Source organism: Microbacterium sp. SORGH_AS_0505 (genome assembly GCF_030818715.1).
Classification (GTDB): domain Bacteria; phylum Actinomycetota; class Actinomycetes; order Actinomycetales; family Microbacteriaceae; genus Microbacterium.
Window position 1 is genome coordinate 1,812,417 of sequence record NZ_JAUTAT010000001.1, and the last position, 21,933, is coordinate 1,834,349.

At 70.2% G+C, this 21,933-nt stretch carries 19 protein-coding genes and 1 tRNA gene; 12 read left to right on the forward strand and 8 right to left on the reverse strand.

Annotated elements, in window-relative coordinates; genetic code table 11:
• The first annotated feature begins 85 nt into the window (after positions 1-85).
• The gene (locus tag QE428_RS08880; RefSeq protein WP_307468232.1) at positions 86-2,197 is read left to right on the forward strand and encodes a DNA polymerase III subunit gamma and tau; all 2,112 of its coding nucleotides are present in this window, start codon (positions 86-88) and stop codon (positions 2,195-2,197) included.
• 3 nt (positions 2,198-2,200) lie between these two features.
• Positions 2,201-2,794, forward strand: coding sequence for a recombination mediator RecR (recR, locus tag QE428_RS08885; RefSeq protein WP_133398395.1), 594 nt, complete (start codon positions 2,201-2,203; stop codon positions 2,792-2,794).
• A 2-nt stretch (positions 2,795-2,796) separates the two neighbouring features.
• Here recR and QE428_RS08890 read toward each other — a convergent pair whose 3' ends face one another.
• Positions 2,797-3,195 carry a hypothetical protein gene (locus tag QE428_RS08890; protein ID WP_307468235.1) on the reverse strand — a complete coding sequence of 133 codons (399 nt, stop codon included), beginning with the start codon at positions 3,193-3,195 and terminating at the stop codon, positions 2,797-2,799.
• A 45-nt stretch (positions 3,196-3,240) separates the two neighbouring features.
• Positions 3,241-4,632: a threonine/serine exporter ThrE family protein gene (locus tag QE428_RS08895; protein ID WP_307468238.1), complete on the reverse strand. Its 1,392-nt coding sequence runs from the start codon at positions 4,630-4,632 to the stop codon at positions 3,241-3,243.
• A gap of 134 nt (positions 4,633-4,766) precedes the next feature.
• On the opposite strand from QE428_RS08895, the gene QE428_RS08900 reads away from it, so the two are divergent.
• Positions 4,767-6,053, forward strand: a complete 1,287-nt coding sequence (locus tag QE428_RS08900) for an aspartate kinase (RefSeq protein WP_091352022.1) — start codon at positions 4,767-4,769, stop codon at positions 6,051-6,053.
• Between the two features lie 4 nt (positions 6,054-6,057).
• Here QE428_RS08900 and QE428_RS08905 read toward each other — a convergent pair whose 3' ends face one another.
• Positions 6,058-6,801 carry an SDR family oxidoreductase gene (locus QE428_RS08905; RefSeq protein WP_307468243.1) on the reverse strand — a complete coding sequence of 248 codons (744 nt, stop codon included), beginning with the start codon at positions 6,799-6,801 and terminating at the stop codon, positions 6,058-6,060.
• A gap of 52 nt (positions 6,802-6,853) precedes the next feature.
• On the opposite strand from QE428_RS08905, the gene sigJ reads away from it, so the two are divergent.
• The 4 genes from sigJ (at position 6,854) to QE428_RS08925 (ending at position 11,280) form a co-directional block, all read left to right on the forward strand.
• Positions 6,854-7,756, forward strand: coding sequence for an RNA polymerase sigma factor SigJ (gene sigJ / locus QE428_RS08910; protein ID WP_240741226.1), 903 nt, complete (start codon positions 6,854-6,856; stop codon positions 7,754-7,756).
• Positions 7,757-7,879: 123 nt separating this feature from the next.
• Positions 7,880-8,950: an aspartate-semialdehyde dehydrogenase gene (locus QE428_RS08915; RefSeq protein ID WP_307468248.1), complete on the forward strand. Its 1,071-nt coding sequence runs from the start codon at positions 7,880-7,882 to the stop codon at positions 8,948-8,950.
• Between the two features lie 131 nt (positions 8,951-9,081).
• Entirely contained in the window at positions 9,082-10,632 is a 1,551-nt protein-coding gene (locus QE428_RS08920) for a malate:quinone oxidoreductase (protein ID WP_307468250.1), read from the forward strand.
• A gap of 9 nt (positions 10,633-10,641) precedes the next feature.
• The gene (locus QE428_RS08925) at positions 10,642-11,280 is read left to right on the forward strand and encodes a thymidine kinase (protein ID WP_133398390.1); all 639 of its coding nucleotides are present in this window, start codon (positions 10,642-10,644) and stop codon (positions 11,278-11,280) included.
• Positions 11,281-11,284: 4 nt separating this feature from the next.
• Here the strand turns inward: QE428_RS08925 and QE428_RS08930 are convergent, their stop codons facing one another.
• The 4 genes from QE428_RS08930 to QE428_RS08945 all read right to left on the reverse strand — a co-directional run bounded on the left by QE428_RS08930 (position 11,285) and on the right by QE428_RS08945 (position 15,851).
• A complete protein-coding gene (locus tag QE428_RS08930; RefSeq protein ID WP_307468255.1) occupies positions 11,285-12,040 on the reverse strand; it encodes an HAD-IIB family hydrolase in 756 nt (251 codons plus the stop codon).
• An 86-nt stretch (positions 12,041-12,126) separates the two neighbouring features.
• Positions 12,127-12,200: transfer RNA gene (locus QE428_RS08935), tRNA-Pro, on the reverse strand.
• A 16-nt stretch (positions 12,201-12,216) separates the two neighbouring features.
• A complete protein-coding gene (locus QE428_RS08940) occupies positions 12,217-13,182 on the reverse strand; it encodes a metallophosphoesterase (RefSeq protein WP_307468258.1) in 966 nt (321 codons plus the stop codon).
• Positions 13,179-15,851 carry a transglycosylase domain-containing protein gene (locus tag QE428_RS08945; protein ID WP_307468262.1) on the reverse strand — a complete coding sequence of 891 codons (2,673 nt, stop codon included), beginning with the start codon at positions 15,849-15,851 and terminating at the stop codon, positions 13,179-13,181. The genes QE428_RS08940 and QE428_RS08945 overlap by 4 nt, the downstream gene beginning before the upstream one ends.
• Before the next feature lie 98 nt (positions 15,852-15,949).
• Between QE428_RS08945 and QE428_RS08950 the strand changes: the two genes are divergently transcribed.
• The 3 genes from QE428_RS08950 (at position 15,950) to QE428_RS08960 (ending at position 17,687) form a co-directional block, all read left to right on the forward strand.
• Positions 15,950-16,168: a DUF4177 domain-containing protein gene (locus tag QE428_RS08950; protein WP_065571304.1), complete on the forward strand. Its 219-nt coding sequence runs from the start codon at positions 15,950-15,952 to the stop codon at positions 16,166-16,168.
• Complete coding sequence (locus tag QE428_RS08955) at positions 16,168-16,635, forward strand: RidA family protein (protein WP_091352038.1); 468 nt, start codon at positions 16,168-16,170, stop codon at positions 16,633-16,635. The genes QE428_RS08950 and QE428_RS08955 overlap by 1 nt, the downstream gene beginning before the upstream one ends.
• A gap of 74 nt (positions 16,636-16,709) precedes the next feature.
• Positions 16,710-17,687, forward strand: coding sequence for a nuclear transport factor 2 family protein (locus QE428_RS08960; protein ID WP_307468270.1), 978 nt, complete (start codon positions 16,710-16,712; stop codon positions 17,685-17,687).
• Between the two features lie 6 nt (positions 17,688-17,693).
• Here QE428_RS08960 and acs read toward each other — a convergent pair whose 3' ends face one another.
• Complete coding sequence (gene acs, locus QE428_RS08965) at positions 17,694-19,667, reverse strand: acetate--CoA ligase (RefSeq protein WP_091352041.1); 1,974 nt, start codon at positions 19,665-19,667, stop codon at positions 17,694-17,696.
• Between the two features lie 371 nt (positions 19,668-20,038).
• Between acs and QE428_RS08970 the strand changes: the two genes are divergently transcribed.
• Both QE428_RS08970 and QE428_RS08975 read left to right on the forward strand, forming a co-directional pair.
• Positions 20,039-21,028 carry a TadA family conjugal transfer-associated ATPase gene (locus tag QE428_RS08970; protein ID WP_231916544.1) on the forward strand — a complete coding sequence of 330 codons (990 nt, stop codon included), beginning with the start codon at positions 20,039-20,041 and terminating at the stop codon, positions 21,026-21,028.
• A complete protein-coding gene (locus QE428_RS08975; protein WP_307468274.1) occupies positions 21,028-21,918 on the forward strand; it encodes a type II secretion system F family protein in 891 nt (296 codons plus the stop codon). Before QE428_RS08970 ends, QE428_RS08975 begins: the two co-directional genes overlap by 1 nt.
• The last annotated feature ends 15 nt before the right edge of the window (positions 21,919-21,933 follow it).

The window sequence follows — 21,933 nt, forward strand, 5'->3', positions numbered from 1 at the left end:
GGTCGCTGCAACGCCCGCCGAGGGCGCGCTGTTCCCGGGGGCGAGCACCGGATCGGATGTCGGTGCCACGCCGTAGTCTGTTGTGGTGACCACCGCTCTGTACCGCCGTTATCGCCCGGAGACCTTCGGCGAGATGATCGGGCAGAGCCAGGTGACCGAGCCGCTCATGACAGCGCTCCGCAGCGACCGCGTCGGTCATGCGTACCTCTTCTCGGGTCCGCGCGGGTGCGGCAAGACGACCTCGGCGCGCATCCTCGCACGCTGCCTCAACTGCGCGCAGGGTCCGACCGACACTCCGTGCGGCACATGCGACTCCTGCGTCGAGCTCAGTCGCGGCGGGGGCGGCTCCCTCGACGTGGTCGAGATCGACGCGGCATCCCACAACGGCGTCGACGACGCGCGCGACCTCCGCGAGCGCGCCGTGTTCGCGCCCGCACGCGACCGGTTCAAGATCTTCATCCTCGACGAGGCCCACATGGTCACGGCGCAGGGCTTCAACGCGCTGCTCAAGCTCGTCGAGGAGCCGCCCGCGCACGTCAAGTTCATCTTCGCGACGACCGAGCCCGAGAAGGTCATCGGCACCATCCGCTCGCGCACCCACCACTATCCGTTCCGCCTGGTCGCGCCCGCCGCGATGCTCGAGTACGTCGAGCAGCTCTGCGCCACCGAGGGCGTCTCCGTCGAGGCGGGCGTGCTGCCCCTCGTCGTCCGCGCGGGCGGCGGATCCCCCCGTGACACGCTGTCGCTGCTCGATCAGCTCATCGCCGGGTCCGAGGACGGCGCCGTCGGCTACGAGCGGGCCGTCGCCCTCCTCGGGTACACGCACGCCGAGCTGCTCGACGAGGTCGTCGACGCCTTCTCGTCCCACGACGCGGCGGCCGCGTTCGGAGCCGTCGACCGCGTCGTGCAGACCGGTCAGGATCCGCGGCGCTTCGTCGACGACCTGCTCGAGCGCCTGCGCGACCTCATCATCGTGGCCGCGACCGGCGAGGGCGCCCGCGCCGTGCTGCGCGGGGTGCCGGTCGACGAGCTCGAGCGCATGGCGCGACAGGCATCCGCGTTCGGCACCGACCGGCTCTCACGGATCGCCGACCTCGTCGTGGCGGCGCTCGACGACATGACCGGCACGACCTCGCCCCGTCTGCAGCTGGAGCTCCTCGTGGCACGCGTGCTCGCGGCGACGGATGCCGGCGCCCCCGCGGCCTCGGTCCCGGCGGCCGCTCCCGCTCCGCAGTCGGCGGCTGCGCCTCGCCCCGCGGCGACCGCGTCGGCATCGACCCCTCCCGCGGCACCTGCAGTAACACAGGCACCTGCGGCAGCACAGGCGCCTGCAGCAGCACAGGCGCCTGCGCCCGCCGCGACCCCCGAGCCCGCGTCGGCTCCGCCCGTTGCCGCTCCCGAGCCGGCGGTCCCCACCGGGCCGGTGACCTTCGAGCAGATCCGCGACGCGTGGCCCGAGATCCTGCGCCGCCTCGAAGACATCAGCCGCACCTCGTGGATGATCGCCACCGCGTCGCGTCCGGTCGCGTACGCCGAAGGCGACATCCTGACGCTGTCGTTCCAGAGTCACTCCGACGTGCAGTCGTTCAAGAAGCTCTCCGCAGGCAAGGGGCCGAGCGAGGACCTCCGCAGCGCGATCCTGTCGGTGCTCGGCGTGCGGGTGAAGTACCTCACCCGCCATGACACCGATCCGACTCCGCCGCCGCCGCCCGGCGGGATCGGTCCGGACGCACCGCCCGAGCCCGACGCGCCCGAGGGCGGCTACGGGGTGTCGCCGGTCGCGGCATCCCGGCCCGCGTCAGCGACCCGGTCCGCGCCCGCTTCGGCGGCGCCTGTGACCGAGTGGGCGGTCGCCCCGATCCCGACCGACGACAACGCACCGGCCGCGCAGTTCCCCGTCGACGACGAGCCCGAGGATGCGGCGCCGTCACCGGTGCGGACGCTCACGGTGCAGCGCGAGGGCGATGTCCTTCCTGCCGAGGCCCCGTCCGACGATGACGAGGACGACATCCCGCCGCCGGTGGATGCCGATGCTCCGGTTCCCGTCCACTCGCCGCCGCCCCGTCCCGCCCCCGAGCCGCCCCGCGGACCTCGCCCTGGCGGGATCGAGCGGGTCGGCGAGGCCGCCGTCCGCCAGCTTCTGGGTGCGCGCTTCGTCCGCGAAGAGCCGTACACCCCTCCGACGAGGTTCAACTGATCCATGTACGACGGCATCGTCCAAGACCTGATCGACGAATTCGGTCGTCTTCCCGGCATCGGCCCGAAGTCGGCCCAGCGCATCGCGTTCCACATCCTGCAGACCCCGTCGTTCGACGTGTCCCGACTGGCGCAGTTGCTGTCCGAGCTCCGCGAGCGCGTGCGCTTCTGCGAGATCTGCGGCAACGTCTCGGAGCAGGCGCAGTGCTCCATCTGCCGTGATCCGCGGCGCGACCGCACCTTCATCTGCGTCGTCGAGGACGCGAAGGATGTCTCGGCCATCGAGCGCACGCGCGAGTTCCGCGGTCTCTACCACGTGCTCGGCGGCTCGATCAGTCCGATGGCGGGCATCGGCCCCGACGATCTGCGGATCGCGCAGCTCATGCAGCGCCTCGCCGACGGCACCGTGACAGAGGTCATCCTCGCCACCAATCCCAACCTCGAAGGCGAGGCGACGGCGACCTACCTCAGCCGCCTGCTCCGCACTCTCGAGATCAGCGTCACCCGGCTCGCCTCGGGGTTGCCGGTCGGCGGCGACCTCGAGTACGCGGACGAGGTCACGCTCGGTCGCGCGTTCGAGGGCCGCCGCGCGGTCTGAGGTCAGTCGGTCGGGGCGAACAGCTCCGGCTCCTGCGCGAGCGTGCGTTCGACGGCAGCTGCGATGTCCTCGTCCTCGATGCGGTATTCCTCGGTGACGCGCTCCTCGGCCTCGCCCCACGCGTCGTCGTCGCCGATGCCGGCGGTCTCGTCGTACTCCGCTGCGGCGCGGTCGACGGCCTCGGCCGTCGGTTCGAGACCCAGGGTGCGATAGCCGTCGGCCACGGCGTCGAGGGGGAACTCCTCGTCCGCGGAGTGCGACTCGATCGCGTTCCAGAAGCCGCCGCCCTGGACCGTGGCGTGGAAGGTCAGCACCCGCCGGACGGCGAGGTCGCCGGGGAGGGAAAGCGGTTCGTCGAGGTCGACGGCACGGTTCCAGATCTCGTCACTGGCAGAGCTCATGCGGCGAGCCTAAGGCAGAGCCTGGGGGCGCGTTGAGGGCGGAGGTCAGGAGCGCTCGCGCGCGCGAGCCCGGATGACCGTGCCCAGCGACGCGCGCAGCGGCTGGCCGACGTAGATGCCGAGCGACGCGCCGACCGCGAGGGCGATCCCGATCGTCGCCGCCGAGGCGAGGGTCGTGAAGCCCGAGAGCAGCAGGGCTGTGCTGCTGCCCGATTCGACGACACCGAGGAGCCCGCGGAAGACGGCCGCTCCGGGGACCATGGGGAGGATCGCCGCGGTCGTGATGGCGACCGACGGCACGTGCAGCCGGTACGCCGCGAGGATGCCGACGAGGCTGCCCGCGAAGGCGCCGACGCCGCTCGCGGCCGCCGTTTCGAAGCCGAGAGCGGATGCCGCGGTGTACCCCGCCCAGGCGACGACACTCAGACCCACGCTGACCGCCACGACGCGAAGGCCGGCTCCGTTGTAGATCGTGACCGAGACGGCGATGAGCGCCGCGCCGACGAACTGCAGCGGGAGCGGTCCGAACGGCAGCGGGTCGTTGGGGACGTCCATTCCGGCACCCACCACCCGGGCGGTCTCGAGGCCCGCGAGGATGCCGAGGACGACGCCGAGGGTCTGCGTCATGAGCTCGAGGATGCGGCCCGTCGCCGTCAGGGCGAACCCGTCGATCGCGTCCTGCGCGGCGCCCACCACGGTGAGCCCTGCGAGCATCAGCACGATCCCCGATGCGACGATGACCGTCGGTTTGATGTCCTGCGCGACGGGCCACCCCGTCGCCTCGAGGCTGGGCGCGACGGCGGCGATGAGCGTCAGGACGAAGGCGCCGGCGACCTGGCTGAAGAAGAAGGGGACGTGGGCACGGCCGAGGAGGAACTGCGTGATCGCGGCTCCTCCCGCGGCGATGAAGGAGAGCAGGATGACGAGCCAGTTGGCGCCGAACATGAGGGCGACGCCGACCGCGAGGAGCGCCTGCGCAGTGACGATGACGGGCGGGTGGTAGGCGAACGGTGTGCGGCGCACGACACGGAACTCGGCGCGCGCGGCGTCGACCGGCATCCCGCCCCTGATCTGGGTGACGAGGGCCTGAAGTCGCTGCAGGCGGGCATGATCGGGGGCCTGGCTGCGGACGACCCGCATGAGGGTGATCGGCTTGTCTGCGCCGCTCCGATGGTGCGCCACGATGATCGAGTTGTAGCTGACATCGACGTGGACGGGGTCGAGTCCGTAGACGCCGGCGACCCGCACGATCGTCAGGGTGACCTCGCTCGCGGGCGCGCCCGAGGCGAGCATCGACTCCCCGATGCGGATGCTGAGATCGAGGACCCCGACCGCGAAGGCGTCGTCGATCACCGGCAGCATCTCGGTGTGCGGCGCCGAGCTCTCGGGGGAGCGGACGAGCGCCTGCAGCGACGTGAAGAACTGGCGTCGTCCCATGTCGTCCAGCCTAAATGAGCGGCTCTCGCGGGCGTCACATGGCGGTGGCGGTACGAGGCGCTCCGTAGGATGGTGCCCGGGCGTGAGTCACCGCCCGCCGGCTGCGCCCGGCATCCACCCGGGAGTATCCGACCATGGCCCTGATCGTCCAGAAGTACGGCGGTTCGTCCGTCGCCGACGCCGAGAGCATCCGCCGCGTCGCGAAGCGGATCGTCGACGCCCGACGTGCCGGTCACGACGTCGTCGTCGCCGTCAGCGCGATGGGTGACACGACCGACGAGCTGCTCGACCTCGCCTCGCAGGTCTCGCCGCTGCCGGCGCCGCGCGAGCTCGACATGCTGCTCTCCAGCGGTGAGCGGATCTCGATGGCGCTGCTGGCGATGGCGATCAACTCGATGGGCTTCGAGGCGCGCTCGTTCACGGGCAGCCAGGCCGGCATGATCACCGACAGCTCACACGGCGCCGCGCGGATCGTCGACGTCACGCCGGTGCGCGTGCGCGAGGCGCTCGACGAGGGAGCGATCGTCATCGTCGCCGGCTTCCAGGGGTTCAGTCGCGACACCCGCGACATCACAACGCTCGGCCGCGGCGGGTCCGACACGACCGCCGTCGCGCTCGCCGCCGCCTTGAATGCCGACGTCTGCGAGATCTACAGCGACGTCGACGGCATCTTCACGGCCGACCCCCGCGTCGTGCCGAAGGCACGCAAGCTTGCGACCGTCACCTCCGAGGAGATGCTCGAGCTCGCCGCGAACGGGGCGAAGGTGCTCTACATCCGCGCCGTCGAATTCGCCCGCCGCCACGGCGTCATGATCCACGCTCGCTCGACCTTCAGCTCGGGCGTCGGCACGTATGTTCTCGGTGCGGGGATGACCGCCCCCGACCACGAAGAGGGAGAAGAGATGGAAGAGCCCATCGTCACCGGTGTCGCCACCGACCTCAGCCAGGCCAAGATCACCGTCGTCGGTGTGCCCGACGTCCCCGGCAAGGCCGCCGACATCTTCAAGATCGTGGCGAAGTCCGGCGCGAACGTCGACATGATCGTGCAGAACGTGTCAGCCGCCGCGACCGGCCGCACCGACATCTCCTTCACGCTCCCCAAGGCCGAGGCGTCCACGGCGCTGCGCGCCCTCTCGGTCGAGCAGGGCGCGGTCGGCTTCGACAAGCTCGTCCACGACGACCAGATCGGCAAGCTCTCGGTCGTCGGCGCCGGCATGCGCACGCACTCCGGTGTCTCGGCGACGCTGTTCGAGGCCCTGTCGACGACGGGCGTCAACATCGAGATGATCTCGACCTCGGAGATCCGCATCTCGGTCGTCGTCCGCGGCGACGACCTCGCCGAGGCCGCGCGCGTCGTGCACACGGCCTACGGGCTCGACGGCGACACCGAAGCCGTCGTCCACGCCGGCACCGGTCGCTGACGCGTCACCTCTGCGTGCGGAGCCAGTCGACGAAGCTCGGCCCGGCGATGGTCGCCCCCGGTCCCGGCAGGGCGAGGCCCTCGCGCATGCCGCGCATCTGAGCGCCCGGGATGTCCACCGGAATGACGAGCCGCCGCGATCCGTCGCGGTGCACCCAGGCCCGGATCATCCGGTCCAGGCGTTCCTCGCGGGGACCGGCGAGGTCCGGCACCCGCCCCTGCGCGCCTGCGACGGCGAGGTCGATGAGCTGCGCCGCGACCTCCGCCGCGGCGACCGGCTGCACCCGTGCACGCGGAGCGAGCTGAAGCGGCCCGAGGCGCGCCTGCACCGCGACCTGCCCGGCGAACTCGTGGAACTGCGTCGCCCGCAGGATGCTCCACGGCACGGCGCTGTCCTCGAAGAGCTGCTCCTGCCGGACCTTGCCGGCGTAGTAGCCGTTCGGGTTCCGGTCGATCCCGACGATCGACAGGAGCACGGCATGCCCGACCCCGGTGCTCGCCGCGGCGGAGAGGAGGGTGCCGGACGCCGCGGCGAAGAACTCCGTCGCCGTCGCCGCGCTGGTCGTGCCGACGCTCGCTGCGTCGATGACCGCCTCCGTCCCCGCGAGGGCGCGCTCGACCGCCGCCCGGTCCCGGAGGTCCACCCCCGCGGCGCGCGAGAGGACGACGACGTCGTGCCGCGCCTCCCGCGCTCGCTCCACCACGAGCCGTCCCACCGTGCCTGTCCCGCCTGCCACTGCGATCTTCATGTCGTCCCTTCCGAAGGTGTGTCACTGTGGTGACGACGCAGCCTCCCCGAATGTGAGGCCCGGGACGGAGATCGCCATGACGGATGCCGCGACCCGCCCGATCGGCGACGTCGACGCCTCCCGCCGTACGCTCGTCGCCGCGGCGTACCGCATGCTCGGAACGTTGGCCGACGCTGAGGACGCCGTGCAGGAGGCCTACGTCCGGTGGCTGCGATTGAGCGCATCCGAGCGCGAGGCCATCGAGAATCCCGGCGGCTGGCTCATGCGCGTGACGGGACGGATCTGCCTCGACGTGCTGGGCTCCGCACGCGTCCGGCACGAGACGTACGTGGGGGAGTGGCTGCCCGAGCCGGTTCCCGTCGGCGCGTCCGGTGACCCTGTCGATGTCGTCGTCGGGGCCGAGGGCGTGTCGACCGCCCTCCTGGTGGTGCTGGAGACGCTCACCCCCGCCGAGCGCGTCGCCTTCGTGCTGCACGAGGCGTTCGCGGTGCCGTTCGCCGAGATCGCCGAGGTGCTGGGGAGGTCGGCGGCCGCGTGCCGGCAATTGGCGGCATCCGCTCGCCGTCACGTCGGGCGCCGCGCGGGCGCCGGCGTCCCGCGGGGCCGTCACGACGAACTGATCGCGGCCTTCGCCGCCGCGAGTGCGAGCGGGAGTCTCGACGCCCTCGTCCGGGTGCTCGCGCCCGACGTCGTCCTGGTCTCCGACGGCGGCGGGATCGTGTCCGCCGCGCGGCGGCCGGTCCGCGGGGCGGACCACGTCGCGCGCTTCCTGCTCGGGCTCGCGGCCAAGCAGCCGACCGCGACCTACGAGCCGGCCGTCACCGGAGACGGGCTCGGGTTCGCGATCCGGGTCGACGGCGTCCTCGCGGCCGCGGTCACCTTCGCCACCGATGGTGATCGGATCACCGATGTCTGGATGATGCGGAACCCCGAGAAGCTTCGCGCGTGGGTGTAGCGTCCCGCGGCGACACATGCGGATCGCGGTACCCGGCGCGCCGGTAGAATCGCCGGAACCCGCTCTCCTGCGCCCTGCCGCGACGTCCCGTCGCGCGGCGCCGCACCCTCGAGGAACCGCACCATGACCGTCTTCTCCGAATCGGGATTCTCCGTCGCCGTCGTCGGCGCCACCGGACAGGTCGGGACGGTGATGCGCGACATCCTCGTCGACCGCGCTTTCCCGATCCGCGAGCTGCGCCTGTTCGCGACGGCACGCTCGGCGGGCTCGACGATCGAGGTCGACGGTCGCGAGATCGTCGTCGAGGACGTCGCGACGGCGGACCCCAGCGGCATCCAGATCGCCCTGTTCTCGGCGGGTGCAACCGGATCACGCGCCCACGCCCCGCGCTTCGCGGAAGCCGGCGCCGTCGTCATCGACAACTCGAGCGCCTGGCGCATGGACCCCGAGGTGCCGCTCGTCGTCAGCGAGGTCAACCCGCACGCGATCCGCAACCTGCCCAAGGGCATCATCGCCAACCCGAACTGCACGACGATGGCCGCGATGCCCGTCCTGAAGCCGCTGCACGTCGAGGCGGAGCTCGTCCGACTCACCGTCAGCACGTACCAGGCGGTCTCGGGCTCCGGTCTCGCGGGCGCCGAGGAGCTCCTCGGCCAGGTCGAATCCGTCGTCGCCCAGGGCGGAGCCGTCGGCCTCGTCCACGACGGCGCCGCGGTGGACTTCCCCGAGCCGCAGAAGTACGTCGCGCCCATCGCCTTCAACGTCATCCCGTTCGCGGGCAGCCTCGTCGACGACGGCGACAACGAGACTGACGAGGAGAAGAAGCTCCGCAACGAGAGCCGCAAGATCCTCGAGCTCCCGGGCCTCCGCGTCGCCGGCACGTGCGTCCGCGTTCCGGTCTTCACGGGCCACTCGCTGTCGATCCACGCGGAGTTCGCGCAGGACATCTCGCCCGACCGCGCCCGTGAGGTCCTCGCGGACGCCGCAGGCGTCGCCCTGGCCGACGTCCCCACGCCGCTCGCTGCCGCCGGAGCTGACCCGAGCCTCGTCGGACGCATCCGCGCCGACCAGTCCGCGCCCGAGGGCAAGGGGCTCGTGCTCTTCATCAGCAACGACAACCTCCGCAAGGGCGCGGCGCTCAACGCCGTCCAGATCGCCGAGCTCGTCGCGGCCGACCTGGCCGCCCGCGTCTGAGGACGGATGCCGGGTCCCGCCCCGCGCGGTGGGACCCGGCATCCGCCTTTCATCAGGGGAAAGAACCCGCTTTCCTGCCGCCTCGACCGGCGGCGGGCGGCGACTCCCGCCGTGGCGGCGACGTAGACTGGATGACCGTGACTGACAATCCCGGAGCAGACGATCAGGCCGCCGAGAACGCCGCAGCAGCCGGCCCCGCCGCAGTGAGTCCGACGGACACCTACGACGCCCTGCTCATCGGCGGCGGCATCATGAGCGCCACGCTCGGCACCCTCCTGCAGCAGCTCGAACCGGACTGGAAGATCGGCGTCTTCGAACGCCTCTCCGAGGTCGCCCAGGAGTCCTCCAACGCGTGGAACAACGCGGGTACGGGTCACGCCGCCCTCTGCGAGCTGAACTACACGCCCGAGGGTCCGGACGGAAAGATCGACCCGGCCAAGGCGATCGGCATCAACGAGCAGTTCCAGCAGTCGCGTCAGCTGTGGAGCGCGCTCATCGAGCGCGGCGTCCTCGATGAGCCGTCCACCTTCATCAACGCGACGCCGCACATGACCTTCGTCCGCGGCGAGAAGGATGTCGCCTTCCTCAAGAAGCGCTACGAAGTGCTCAGGGAGCAGCCGCTGTTCGCCGGCATCGAGTACTCCGAGGACTCCCGCGTCATCAACGAGTGGGCGCCGCTGCTCATGCAGAAGCGCCGCAAGGGCGAGCCGTTCGCGGCCACCCGCGTCCCCGCCGGCACCGACGTCGACTTCGGTTCGCTCACGCGCCAGCTCTTCGAGCACCTCGCCGCTTCCGGTGTCGACGTCGAGACCAACCGCGAGGTCCGGAACCTGAAGCGCGAGAAGGACGGCACGTGGGAGGTCACCTACCGTCACACGGTCGGTCGCACGCCCGGCAAGGTGCGCGCGCGGTTCGTCTTCGTGGGCGCGGGCGGCTGGGCCATCAAGCTCCTGCAGCGCTCCGGCATCCCCGAGATCTCGGGCTACGGCGTGTTCCCGATCGGCGGCCAGTGGCTGAAGACCTCGAAGCCCGAGCTCGTCGCGCAGCACAAGGCGAAGGTCTACTCGCAGGCCTCCGTCGGTGCGCCCCCCATGTCGGTGCCGCACCTCGACACGCGCGTCGTCGACGGTGAGGCGTCCCTGCTGTTCGGTCCGTTCGCGACGTTCAGCCCGAAGTTCCTCAAGAACGGTCGGATGACCGACATCATCGCCCAGGTGCGGCCCGGCAACATCCTGCCGATGCTGAAGGTCGCCGTCGACAACCCGGGCCTCATCAAGTACCTCGTCAGCGAACTGCTGAAGGGCCACGGCAAGAAGGTCGATTCCCTCCGCGACTTCATGCCGAGCGCGCGGGACGAGGACTGGGAGCTGCTGCAGGCGGGCCAGCGTGCGCAGGTCATGAAGAAGGACCCGAAGAAGGGTGGCGTGCTGCAGTTCGGCACCGAGGTCGTCAGCTCCGCCGATGGGTCGATCGCGGGTCTGCTGGGTGCCTCTCCGGGGGCCTCGACGGGCGCGTCGATCATGCTCGGCCTGCTGAAGACGTGCTTCCCCGACCGCCTGGCGGGCTGGGAGCCCACCCTGAAGACGCTCATCCCCACGTACGGTCAGACGCTCAACACGTCTCCCGAGACGGCCTCCGAGGTTCTGCAGAAGACCGCAGCCGCGCTGCAGATCAACGTCTGAGGCGCGCCCGTGGCGAAGCTGTACTTCCGCTACGGCGCGATGAATTCGGGCAAGTCGACGGCCCTGCTGCAGGCGGCGTTCAACTACGAAGAACGCGGCCAGCATGTGCTGCTGGCCAAGCCCGCGATCGACACGAAGGGCGCCGACCAGATCTCGAGTCGCCTCGGCGTCGAGCGCACCGTCGACTTCCTCATCGGCCCCGACGACGATGCTCGCGAGCTGTTCGCCCAGCATCGTCGGCGCGTCCAGCGCGAGGCGGAGGCTGCTCTCGTACCCGACGTCCGCACCGACGTCGCCTGTCTGCTCGTGGACGAGGCTCAGTTCCTGACCCCGGAGCAGATCGACGACCTGCTCCGGATCGCGGTGAGCGACGGCATCCCCGTCCTCGCTTACGGCATCCGAACGGACTTCCAGACCCGGGCCTTCCCCGGGTCCGCGCGACTCATGGAGCTCGCGCACAGCCTCGAGGAGCTCAAGACCATCTGCCGGTGCGGCAGCAAGGCGCTCTTCAACCCGCGGCTCGTCGGCGGACGGTTCGTCTTCGACGGCGACCAGGTCGCGATCGATGAGCTGTCGTCCGACCGGGTCACGTACGAGTCGATGTGCGCGCGGTGCTACCTGCGCGAGTCGGGCGACCGGCTGCGCTGACGCCTCAGAGCGTGGGGATCAGCTCGTCGAGGAAGGCTGCGGTGTCCTCCCAGCCCTCCACGGCGTGACAGGTGACACCCATGGCCAGGACGGGGTAGTCGTTGCCGTGCTCGTCGAGGCGGTCGCCGACGAAGAGCATGTCATCGAGGGGGATGCCGGTCTGCTCGGCGAGTTTGCGCATACCGTAGGCCTTGTCGATGCCGCGGTGCGTGATGTCGACCGACGTCGACCCGCCCGAGCGGACTTCGAGGTCCGGGATGCGGGCGGCCACGGCGTCGCGCAAGGCGTTCTTCTTCTCGCCGGTCGGGTCCCACGCCGTCTTGGCGTCGAGGGGTGCGGACTGGCCGAGTGCGGAGAACGTGATCTGCGAGCCGCGGTCCTCGAGGATGGGGCCCCAGGTCTGGCTCTCCCAGAGGCCGAGGCGCTTCGCCTCCTCCTCGACGGCGGCGAGGGCGCGGGACTTCTCGTCGTCGGTCAGCGAGAGCGCGTACACCGTCTCGATGCCGTCCGTCGTGAGGCGGTAGTACTGCGTGCCGCATGTCGGCATCAGGTGCAGGCGGGCGAGGGTCGCGGCATCCGTCTCGGGCAGGCGCTCGACCACCTGGGTCTGGAACTGCTGCAGCTGACCACCGGAGATGATCGCGACCTCGACGCGCTCGGCGAGCCGGAGGAGCAGGTCGCCCATGCGCGGGTCGATCGCCGTCTTCGAGGGGGCGAGTGTGTCGTCGAGATCGAACGCGACGAGGCGGGGAGAGGTCATGGTGCTCCGTTCCGTGGGAGGTGCGATGGCCCCTCCGGGGAGGGATGCGAAAGGCCCCGCCGGAATCCGGCGGAGCCTCTCTGCGGTCGGGGTGACAGGATTTGAACCTGCGGCCTCGTCGTCCCGAACGACGCGCGCTACCAAGCTGCGCCACACCCCGTGGCAACCCTCCAAGCTTACCCTGCCGACCGCCTCTCGGGCGAATCGTCGGCGCGTCGGGCGCGGAGGACGAGGACGGATGCCTCGGGCCGGCAGCCGAACCGGATGGGGGCGTAGATGGAGTGGCCGAGACCGGCGCTGACGTTCAGGGGAACGGTCCGTCCTGCGTGCGTCCACTCGCTCCGCCCGCGGGCCTGGTCGAGCGGGATGTCGCAGTTGGCCACGAGCGCCTTCCTCGCGAAGGGGATGCGGACCTGGCCCCCGTGAGTGTGACCGGCGAGGAGGAGGTCGGCACCGGCATCCGTGAACGCGTTCAGCACCCGTTGGTACGGCGCGTGCGTGACCCCGAGTCGCAACCGGGGGGAGTCATCGCCGGGCAGCGCTTCCAAAGCCGTGGTGGCGGCCTCGAGGTCGTCCCACTGCCGGTGGGCATCGTCGACGCCGAGTGCGTCGACGCGGAGGCCCGCGACGCGGATGCTCGCCGCCGTGTTGTCGAGGGCGGTCTGTCCGAGATCGCTCAGATACGCGTCCAACGCGTCGGTGTCGAGGCGACGACCGCGCACGGGGTGGTCGGACGGGCCGGTGAAGTACTTCAACGGGTTCCGCCCGCTGGGAGCGACCTTGTCGTTCGAGCCGTGGACGAAGAAGCCCGGCACGCCGCGGAGGGGTTCGAAGGCCGCGCGGATGCCGCGGATCCCGTCATCGTGCCCGAGGTTGTCGCCCGTGTTGATGACGACATCGGGCTGTACGGCGTCTGCCAGGTCGGCGATCCACCGCTGCTTGCGGTGCTGCCACGGGGCCATGTGCGCGTCCGACAGGTGGAGGACCGTCAGCGACGGGCTGCCCTCGGGGAGCACGGCGAGCTCGTGACGACGCGCCGTGAAGAGGTACCGCTCGATGCCGATGCCCCAGACGGCGGCGGATACGCCGACCGCCCCCACCGCGCCGAGCGCGGTGAGGGCGGTCCGTGACGCAGGCCTCACGGGCCGTTGCCGTTGCCGTTGTTGCCGTTACCGTTGCCGGGGCCGCCGCCGTCGTCGCCGCCGTCGCCGCAGTCCTTGGCCTGGTACTGGATCGTGATGGTGTCGTCCCGTCCGACCGTCTCGCCTGCAGCGGGATCCGTGCCGGTCACGACTCCCTCGGGCGGAGCCGCATCGTCCTGCTTGCAGCTCTGCTCGAGGTTGGTGAATCCGGCGCCGTTGAGTGCTGCAGCCGCCTGTTGCGGCGTTCCGCTGACACCGGGCACGACGACACCCTTGCCGTCACTGGGGCTGATCGTGACCGTCGTGCCCGACACGACGCGGCCGGCACCGGGGCTCTGCGCGACGATCGTGCCCTCGGCCTCGGGCGAGGCCACGGGGTCGCCGACGGTGACACTGAAGCCGGCCGCCTCGATGCGCTGCGTCGCGGCGTCGACGTCCAGACCGACGACGTTGGGCAGCTGGGCGTAGGCGCGCTTGGTCAGCTCCGTGGACGGCTTCGGGAAGGCGGAGCCCCCGAACTCGGCGTTGGCCGCCCGCTGCATGGCGGGCCAGATCGAGTTGCGGATGCGGGAGAGCTTGTACCCGCTCTCGACATGCTCGTCCAGGCGCACGTTCTCCCACGCGCCGTTGCGCTCGATGGCGTTGACGTTGCCCACCCAGACAGCGGTCGTGACCTTGGAGCTCGACCCGATCATCCAGGTGTGGATGAACTCGTGGATGCCGGTCTTGCCGAAGATCGGAACGCCGTCGAACGTGCGGGCGCCGCTACCGGTTCCGCTGGCGGACATGACGCTCTCCAGGACGTAGGCAGCCGTAGCGGCAACGTCCTCGCTGAGCTTCCGCTCGCACTTCGTGTCGGGGATGGGCTGCTCCTTACCATCCGCGTCCACGACGCGATCGATGGCCTTCGCGGCGCACAGCGTGCCGTTGGAGGCGATGGCCGCGTAGGCGTTCGCCATGTCGACCGGCGCCACGGCCTGGGACCCGAGCACGTCGTAAGGCTGATTCTTGGTGTCCAGCGGTCCGCCGCCGCCGGTGGTGACACCGAGGTCCATGGCCACGCGGTTGGTGGAGCAGACTGAGATCTTTTCCGCCATCGTGAGGAAGCCGGAGTTGAGGGAGTCCTTCGTGAAGCGGGCGACCGTGCCGCTGTAGCCCGGGTTTCGCTCGAAGTTGCCGATGCGGTTCGAGCCGTCCGGTGCCTTGCCCGGGCCGGTCCACACCGCCTGGGTGTTGCCGTCGCACGTCTCCACCGTCTTCTTGCCGATGCGTCCGTTCAGCATCTCGTTGACCGAGTGGCCCTGCTGCATCCAGTTGATGAGGCTGAAGACCTTGTAGGTCGATCCGGCCGAGTGGCCTCCGCCGCCGTTCGCCGTGGGGACGTTGTAGTTGACCTGGGTGGTGCCCTTCTCGCCGACCTGGTCGCTCCAGGGGCGGTTCTGCACCATGGAGAGAACGCGACCCGTCCCCACCTCGACCTGCACGCCGGAGGCGCCGAGGTCCATGTAGCTCACGTCAGCCGGGACGACGGAAATCGCCTCGTTCGCCTTCTTCTGCAGCGAGGTGTCGAGGGTGGTGTACACCTTGAGGCCCCCGCGTCGCAGGGTCGCCAGCCGGTCGTTCTCGGTCTTCCCGAAGGCTTCGTCCTTGCGGATGATCGACGTGACGTAGGCGCAGAAGAACTCCGAGTCCTTCGCCTCCGAACAGCCCTGCGGACGCGACGTGATCTTGGGGGTGATCGGCGCCTTGATCGCTTCGTCGTGTTCGGCCTGGGTGATCTTCTTGTCTTCGAGCAGTCGGTTGAGGACGTAGTCGCGACGGACCGTCGTCAGGCGGTAGCTGTCCTCCTTGCCGTTCACCTGCGTGCCGTCCTTGGCGGTGATCGTGCCGCCGGGCTTGTCGATACGCAGAGTGTTCGGCTCCTGCACCATGCCGGCGATCACGGCGGCCTGCTCGATGGTGAGCTTGTCGGGAGTCGTGTCGAAGTAGTGACGTGCGGCGGCGCCGATCCCGTACACCGACCCGCCGAAGTGGGCGATGTTGAGGTACCCGATCAGGATCTCGTCCTTGGAGTACTTCTTCTCGAGCTGGATCGCGTAGCGCATCTCCTGGATCTTGCGCTGATACCCCGAGGTGCCCTCGTTGGCGGTCGACTCCTTGTAGCAGGCGTACACCTGGTCCTGGTCGGTGGCCTTGGCCTCGCACGCCTGCTGCAGCACGTTCTTGACGTACTGCTGTGTGATCGACGAGCCGCCGCGGGTCGTGCTCGAGGTCGCGTTGCGCGCGAGGGCGCCGAGCGTGCCGAGCAGGTCGATGCCGCCATGCGTGTAGAAGTTCTTGTCCTCGCTCGAGAGGATCGCGTCGTACATGACCGGGGTGACCTGGTCGAAGGTGACCGGGATGCGATTCTGGTCGTAGAACTCGGTGAGTTTGACGTCTTTGCCGTCGTCGTTCTTGGCGTAGATCGTCGTCGGGAGCATGAGCTTCTCGATCTTGAGGTAGCTCGGCATGTCCTCGAACATCTGGATCGCGCTCGAGGCGGCATAACCGGACACCGCGATGGCGGGGGTGACGGTCGCCGAGACGAGGAGGCCTGCGACGGTGCTGAGGCCGACGAGGCCCATCAGGCCTCCGAGCACACCGGTGGCCGTGCGTTTCGAGTGGGGCATAGGCTGATCGTAAGGGAGATAACTGGGGGATGCCTCGGTGACGCTCCCTATGTCGAGCCCGCCAGGGCCGCGCCGTGACGACCTCCGGGAGACTCGAAATGACCACGTGGGAGTACATGACCACCCCGCTGCTGATCCACAACACCGCCGCGATCCTCAACAACTGGGGCAAGCAGGGGTGGGAGCTGGTGCAGGTGGTGACGGGTCCCGAGGGTGGCCTCGTCGGCTACTTCAAGCGTCCGTCGGGGGGCGAGGGTTCGGCGAACGCCGGGCTGGATGCCGCGGCCGTCGCCGCTCGTCAGTTCGGACAGGGCTGATGTCGGTCACGGCCCGGCTGGCCGAGCTCGGCATCGAATTGGGCGCCGTCGTCCCGCCACTGGCCGCCTACATCCCTGCGAAGGTGCACGGCGATCTGGTCTACACCTCGGGTCAGCTCCCCATGGTCGACGGCGCGATGCCGGCCACGGGCAAGGTCGGCGACGGCGAAGGGTACGTCTCCGCGGACGAGGCCGCCTCGCTCGCGCGCCAGTGCGCCCTCAACGCGATCGCTGCGGCTGCGGCGGCGGTGGGCGGCGTGGACCGGCTGACCGGCGTGGTGAAGGTGACGGGATTCGTGGCATCCGCCCCGGAGTTCACCGGCCACCCGGCGGTCATCAACGGAGCGAGCACCGTGCTCGGTGAGATCTTCGGCGATGCAGGGCGACACGCCCGCTCCGCCGTCGGCGTGGCGGCTCTCCCCATCGACAGCTCGGTCGAGGTCGAGGTCGTCTTCTCGCTTTCTTGAACCGAGTGCAACTTCTCAGGCACCCAATAACACGCCGGTGAGATACGCATAGACCTCGGCGCCACTCTGGCCCCATGATCAGCACTCGCTTCTCATCGTCCCCTCTCTTCCGCACGGCCGCCGTCTTCGCCGGCGCCGCCCTCCTGACCGGGTGCGCCGCCGGTAGACCGCCGGCCGCTGCGGCCCCGTCGTCTTCCGAGAGCCCAGCCCAGGCGGCATCCACGACCTCGGGCGGTTCACGCGTCGCCCGGGACGATGCGGCGACGGAGAAGGCCAACCTTGCGGTCGTCACCCGGCTCTTCTCCGCGACATTCCCCGACCCGGATTCAGCTGAGGCCCGCGCTGCGGCCGCCGCGAGCGTCGAGAAGGACGCGACGGTGCACGGCGGGAACAACGCGTCGGGACCCGCCGGTCTCCTCGCGCAATTCGCCGCTGAGCACAAGAGCGTCTCGGGGGCGCAGGCCGTCATCAAGCGCACCGCCGCCGACGGTGATCTCGTCGCCGTCCACTACCAGGTCACCGCCGACCCCTCCGATGAGCGTACAGGGGAGGCCGCGGCCGATGTCTTCCGTCTCGCCAGAGGCAAGATCGTCGAACGATGGGCGTTCGCACAGCCCATCGCGCAGGGACCGGCGGCGAGCGGCAACACGAACTCGATGTTCAGCGACCTCTACGACCCCGCCACGCCTTCGCCCGCGCCCACCGAGGCGCAGGAGGAGAAGAATCGGGTCTTCGCCGTCGCCGCCTTCGACACGCTCTTCAAGGACCAGGATGCGGGCATCCTCGACCGTGCATTCGATCCGAACTATCTGCAGCACAATCCGGTCGCACCGAACGGGACAGCGGCGCTGAAGTCCCTCTTCGGCGGGGGAGCCGCTTTCCCGCCCATCGAGTCGACGGTGTCGCTGTCCGACGGCGACCTGGTGTGGACCCTGTCCCAGGCCGTGGGCGCGAAGGCCGACGACCCGTACACGGCGCTCGACATCTTCCGCGTCGACGGCAACCTCATCCGTGAGCACTGGGACGTCGTGCCCACCACGCCGGCGGGCTGAGCCGACTCAGACGTTCTTCGTCACCTGACCCTTGATGGTGGACATCACCATCGTGTCGGCAAGGGTCGTCGTGTCGCCGACCTCACGCCCCTCCGCCACGTCGCGCAGCAGTCGCCGCATGATCTTGCCGCTGCGGGTCTTGGGGAGCTCGGTCACGATGTAGACGTCGCGTGGGCGGGCGATCGGCCCGATCTGGTCGCCCACCCACGCGCGGAGCGTATCGACGAGGCCATCGAGGGAGTTCGCCTTCATGTACGACTCCTTGATGACGCAGAAGGCGACGACCGCCTGCCCGGTCGTCTCGTCGGACGCACCGACGACGGCCGCCTCGGCGACGGCTTCGTTCCCGACGAGGGCCGATTCGATCTCGGTCGTCGACAGGCGGTGGCCCGAGACGTTCATGACGTCATCGACGCGCCCGAGGAACCAGACGTCGCCGTCCTCGTCCAGGCGGGCACCGTCGCCGGCGAAGTAGAAGCCCTGTTCGCCGAACTTGTCCCAGTAGGTCTCGGCGAAGCGCTCCGGGTCGCCCCAGATGCCGCGCAGCATGCTCGGCCACGGCTCCGTCAGAACCAGGAGCCCGCCGTTGCCGTTGCCGACCTCGTTGCCCTGATCGTCCACGACGTCGAGGCTCACGCCGGGGAGGGGGACCTGCGCGCTGCCCGGCTTCGTCTCGGTGACGCCCGGGAGTGCGGACACCATGATCGCGCCGGTCTCGGTCTGCCACCACGTGTCGACGATGGGGGCCCGATCGCCGCCGATCACGTGGCGGTACCACATCCACGCCTCGGGGTTGATGGGTTCGCCGACGCTGCCCAGCAGGCGCAGCGACGACAGGTCGTGCTGCTCGGGGATGCTGCGGCCGAGCTTCATGAACGAGCGGATGGCGGTGGGCGCCGTGTAGAGGATCGTCACCCCGTATTTCGCGACGATCTCCCACCACCGGCCCGGGTGGGGAGTGTCGGGCGTGCCTTCGTAGATGACCTGGGTCGCGCCGTTGGCGAGCGGGCCGTAGGTGACGTAGGTGTGACCCGTGATCCAACCGATGTCTGCGGTGCACCAGTAGACGTCGCTCTCGGGGTGCAGGTCGTGGACGACCTTGTTCGTGAACGCCGCCTGCGTGAGGTACCCGCCGCTCGTGTGGAGGATGCCCTTCGGCTTCCCTGTCGTCCCCGACGTGTAGAGGATGAAGAGGGGGTTCTCGGCAGGGAAGGGCTGAGCTGCGTGATCCGGGGATGCCGCGGGCACGAGGTCGTGCCACCAGAGGTCGCGACCGTCCTGCCAGCTGACCTCGTTCCCGGTGCGCTTGACCACCAGGACGTGCTCGACGGTCTCCTGCGGGCCGTGTCCGCGGTCACCGAGGGCCTGGTCGACGGCGGGCTTGAGAGGGGAGGCCTTGCCCTTACGGTATCCGCCGTCGCTGGTGATGACGAGCTTCGCACCGGCGTCGTCGATGCGGGAGCGGAGGCTGTCGGCAGAGAATCCGCCGAAGACGACGGAGTGGATCGCGCCGATGCGCGCGACGGCGAGCATCGATGCGACGGCCTCGGGGATCATCGGCAGGTAGATCGCGACGCGGTCGCCGGCCTCGACGCCGAGGTCTGTCAGCACATTCGCGAGGCGCTTCACCTCGTCGGTGAGTTCTGCATAGGTGACACGACGCTCGTCGCCCGGCTCGCCCTCCCACAGCAGAGCGACGCGGTCGCCGTTGCCTGCTTCCACGTGACGGTCGAGGCAGTTGTAGGCGACGTTGAGCTCGCCGTCCTCGAACCAGGTCGCGAACGGCGGGTTCGACCAGTCCAGGGTCTTCGTGAAGTGCTTCGCCCAGTGGAGGGCGCGCGCCTGCTCGGCCCAGAACGTCTCCCGATCGGCGGCGGCGGCGTCGTAGAGGTCGGCGCGCCCGTTGGCCTGCGCGGCGAACTCCGTGGACGGCGCGAAGCGTCGGGTCTCGGTGAGGAGGTGGTCGATCTGGCTGCTCATGCGGCGCTCCTTTGCGTCCCGGCCGTCGTGGCCCCGTGCGGCGATGCGGTCACTCTAGTTTTCGTCGCGGACGCCCGACTACCGCCGTTAGTGGGTGAGGGCGGATTCATAGGGTGGAAAGCGCAGCCGTGGGCGCGAGGAGCGTAAGATAGTTACCGCCCGAACATCGATTCGGCTTCGCGATCGCACTGATCCCCCCTGATGCGCGATCGCGTGGGCGGCACCCTTTCCCCCCACTGGGTGCCGCCCTTCTCTCTTTCCCGGGTTCGTGCTCGCCGCCGTCTTCTGCACACATGCGCTCGGCCGCTCGTCGTACACGGGCGTCGGCATCGGAGACTCACCATCGGGTGGGGCTGCCTAGCGTCTCGGGCATGCCGCATCCGTTCATCGTCGTTCGTCGAGGTGTCGGCGCCGCCGCAGAGCCGCGACCGGTGCCGGGGCATCCCGTGGTCGCGCCGCTCCGGCGGTACCTGGCGGACCCGGATGTCACGGACGTCTTCGTCAATGGCTGCGACGGTCTCTACATCGACCGCGGACGAGGAACGGAGCGCGTCCCGGACTGGGAACTCGACGAGCACGCGGTTCGTGACCTCGCGGTCGGCCTCATCGCGCTCGGCGGGCGCCACCTCGACGATGCGACTCCCTGCGCAGATGTCAGGTGGGAGCACGGGGCCCGCGTTCACGCGGTTCTGCCGCCGATCTCCTGCACGGGGGCGACGATCTCCATCCGGTTGCCGGGAACCGGGATGCCGGATCTCGACGATCTCGGTCGGCGCGGCGCGTTCGACGCGGCGACGGGTGCGCGGCTGGAGAGACTTGTCGACCGGCGCACCAACGTCCTGGTGACCGGGGCGACAGGCGCCGGCAAGACGACGTTGCTGGCCGCGCTGCTGGGGCGGGTCCCGGTCTCGGATCGGATCGTCACGATCGAGGACGTCGCGGAGCTCCGCATCGCCCACCCTCACCACGTCCGACTGGAGGCGCGGCAGGCGAACCTGGAGGGCGTGGGGGCAATCCCGCTCGGTCGTCTCCTCCGCGAAGCGCTGCGCATGCGTCCCGACCGTCTGGTGGTGGGCGAGTGCCGCGGCGAGGAAGTCCGTGAGCTCCTCGCCGCCCTGAACACGGGCCACGACGGTGGTGCGGGGACGGTGCACGCGAGCGGCCTCGCGGACCTCCCCGCGCGGCTCGAGGCTCTGGGTGCTCTCGCCGGAATGGATGATCGTGCTCTTGCGCGTCAGACCGCCAGTGCGATCGGCGCCGTCGTCCACGTGGAACGCGGATCCGACGGCGTGCGACGCGTGGTCGGGCTCGCCCGCCCCGTGGTCCGCGACGACCGGCTCGGGATCGAGGCGATCTCGTGATGCGCCGAACGACGGCGCGGGAGGCGGCGTCGCCCGACGCGGCGGAGGTCGCCGCCGTCGTGCAGCGCCTCGCCGTCCTGCTGCAGGCGGGGATCGCGCCCCATGCCGCGTGGCGACATCTCGCCGATGCGGGAGACCCGGCAGCGATCGCCGTGTGCGCCCGATGGGATGCCGGTGGCTCGGCGGCATCCGCTCTCTCCGAACGCGGCGATGCCTGGCGGCAGATCGGGATCGCGTGGCAGGTCGCGACGGTCGTGGGCGCGCCGCTCGCGATGAGCTTACGCGGGCTGGCCGAGGCGCTTCGCGACGCTCACCAGGCTCGCGATGACGTGCGCACGGCGCTCGCCGAACCTCAGACGACGGCACGGCTCATCTCATGGCTGCCGCTCGTGGCGCTGGGACTGGGCGCTGCTCTCGGGTTCGATCCGTTCGCCGCGCTCGCGACTCCCGTCGGCGCGGCCTGTCTCGTCGCGGGTGGGCTCCTCATGCTGACGACGCACCGGTGGACGCGCGCCTTGGTCGCCCGAGCTCAGCCGGGGGAGGAGATCCCGGGGCTCGACGCCGAGGTGATCGCGATCGCGCTGTCGGGAGGGGTGTCCATCCCGCGGGCGATCGAGGTGGCGACGGCTGCCTCCGGGCTCGGGCCGTCGGCGGGAACAGAGGCGGTGCTCGCCCTGTCGCGATCGGCCGGTGCCCCCGCCGTGGAGTTGCTGCGAGCGGATGCCGCGGCCCGCCGCCAAGCGGCACGCACGGAGGGGCGGCTTCGCGCCGCGACCCTCTCGGGGCGACTGCTGCTGCCGCTCGGAGTCTGCACTCTCCCCGCCTTCCTGCTGCTCGGCGTCGGGCCGATGCTGCTCTCGGTCCTCACCACGACCCCGCTCACCCTGTGAGCCCACGACGTGCCC

Bases quoted from the DNA above. Each gene is read 5' to 3' on its own strand.
- QE428_RS08900 (WP_091352022.1), top strand. From the start codon at position 4,767: ATGGCCCTGATCGTCCAGAAGTACGGCGGTTCGTCCGTCGCCGACGCC.
- QE428_RS08890 (WP_307468235.1), bottom strand. From the start codon at position 3,195: ATGAGCTCTGCCAGTGACGAGATCTGGAACCGTGCCGTCGACCTCGAC.
- QE428_RS08975 (WP_307468274.1), top strand. From the start codon at position 21,028: ATGCGCCGAACGACGGCGCGGGAGGCGGCGTCGCCCGACGCGGCGGAG.
- recR (WP_133398395.1), top strand. From the start codon at position 2,201: ATGTACGACGGCATCGTCCAAGACCTGATCGACGAATTCGGTCGTCTT.
- QE428_RS08960 (WP_307468270.1), top strand. From the start codon at position 16,710: ATGATCAGCACTCGCTTCTCATCGTCCCCTCTCTTCCGCACGGCCGCC.
- QE428_RS08895 (WP_307468238.1), bottom strand. From the start codon at position 4,632: ATGGGACGACGCCAGTTCTTCACGTCGCTGCAGGCGCTCGTCCGCTCC.
- QE428_RS08945 (WP_307468262.1), bottom strand. From the start codon at position 15,851: ATGCCCCACTCGAAACGCACGGCCACCGGTGTGCTCGGAGGCCTGATG.
- QE428_RS08905 (WP_307468243.1), bottom strand. From the start codon at position 6,801: ATGAAGATCGCAGTGGCAGGCGGGACAGGCACGGTGGGACGGCTCGTG.
- QE428_RS08950 (WP_065571304.1), top strand. From the start codon at position 15,950: ATGACCACGTGGGAGTACATGACCACCCCGCTGCTGATCCACAACACC.
- QE428_RS08970 (WP_231916544.1), top strand. From the start codon at position 20,039: ATGCCGCATCCGTTCATCGTCGTTCGTCGAGGTGTCGGCGCCGCCGCA.
- QE428_RS08920 (WP_307468250.1), top strand. From the start codon at position 9,082: ATGACCGTGACTGACAATCCCGGAGCAGACGATCAGGCCGCCGAGAAC.
- QE428_RS08915 (WP_307468248.1), top strand. From the start codon at position 7,880: ATGACCGTCTTCTCCGAATCGGGATTCTCCGTCGCCGTCGTCGGCGCC.
- QE428_RS08955 (WP_091352038.1), top strand. From the start codon at position 16,168: ATGTCGGTCACGGCCCGGCTGGCCGAGCTCGGCATCGAATTGGGCGCC.
- QE428_RS08930 (WP_307468255.1), bottom strand. From the start codon at position 12,040: ATGACCTCTCCCCGCCTCGTCGCGTTCGATCTCGACGACACACTCGCC.
- acs (WP_091352041.1), bottom strand. From the start codon at position 19,667: ATGAGCAGCCAGATCGACCACCTCCTCACCGAGACCCGACGCTTCGCG.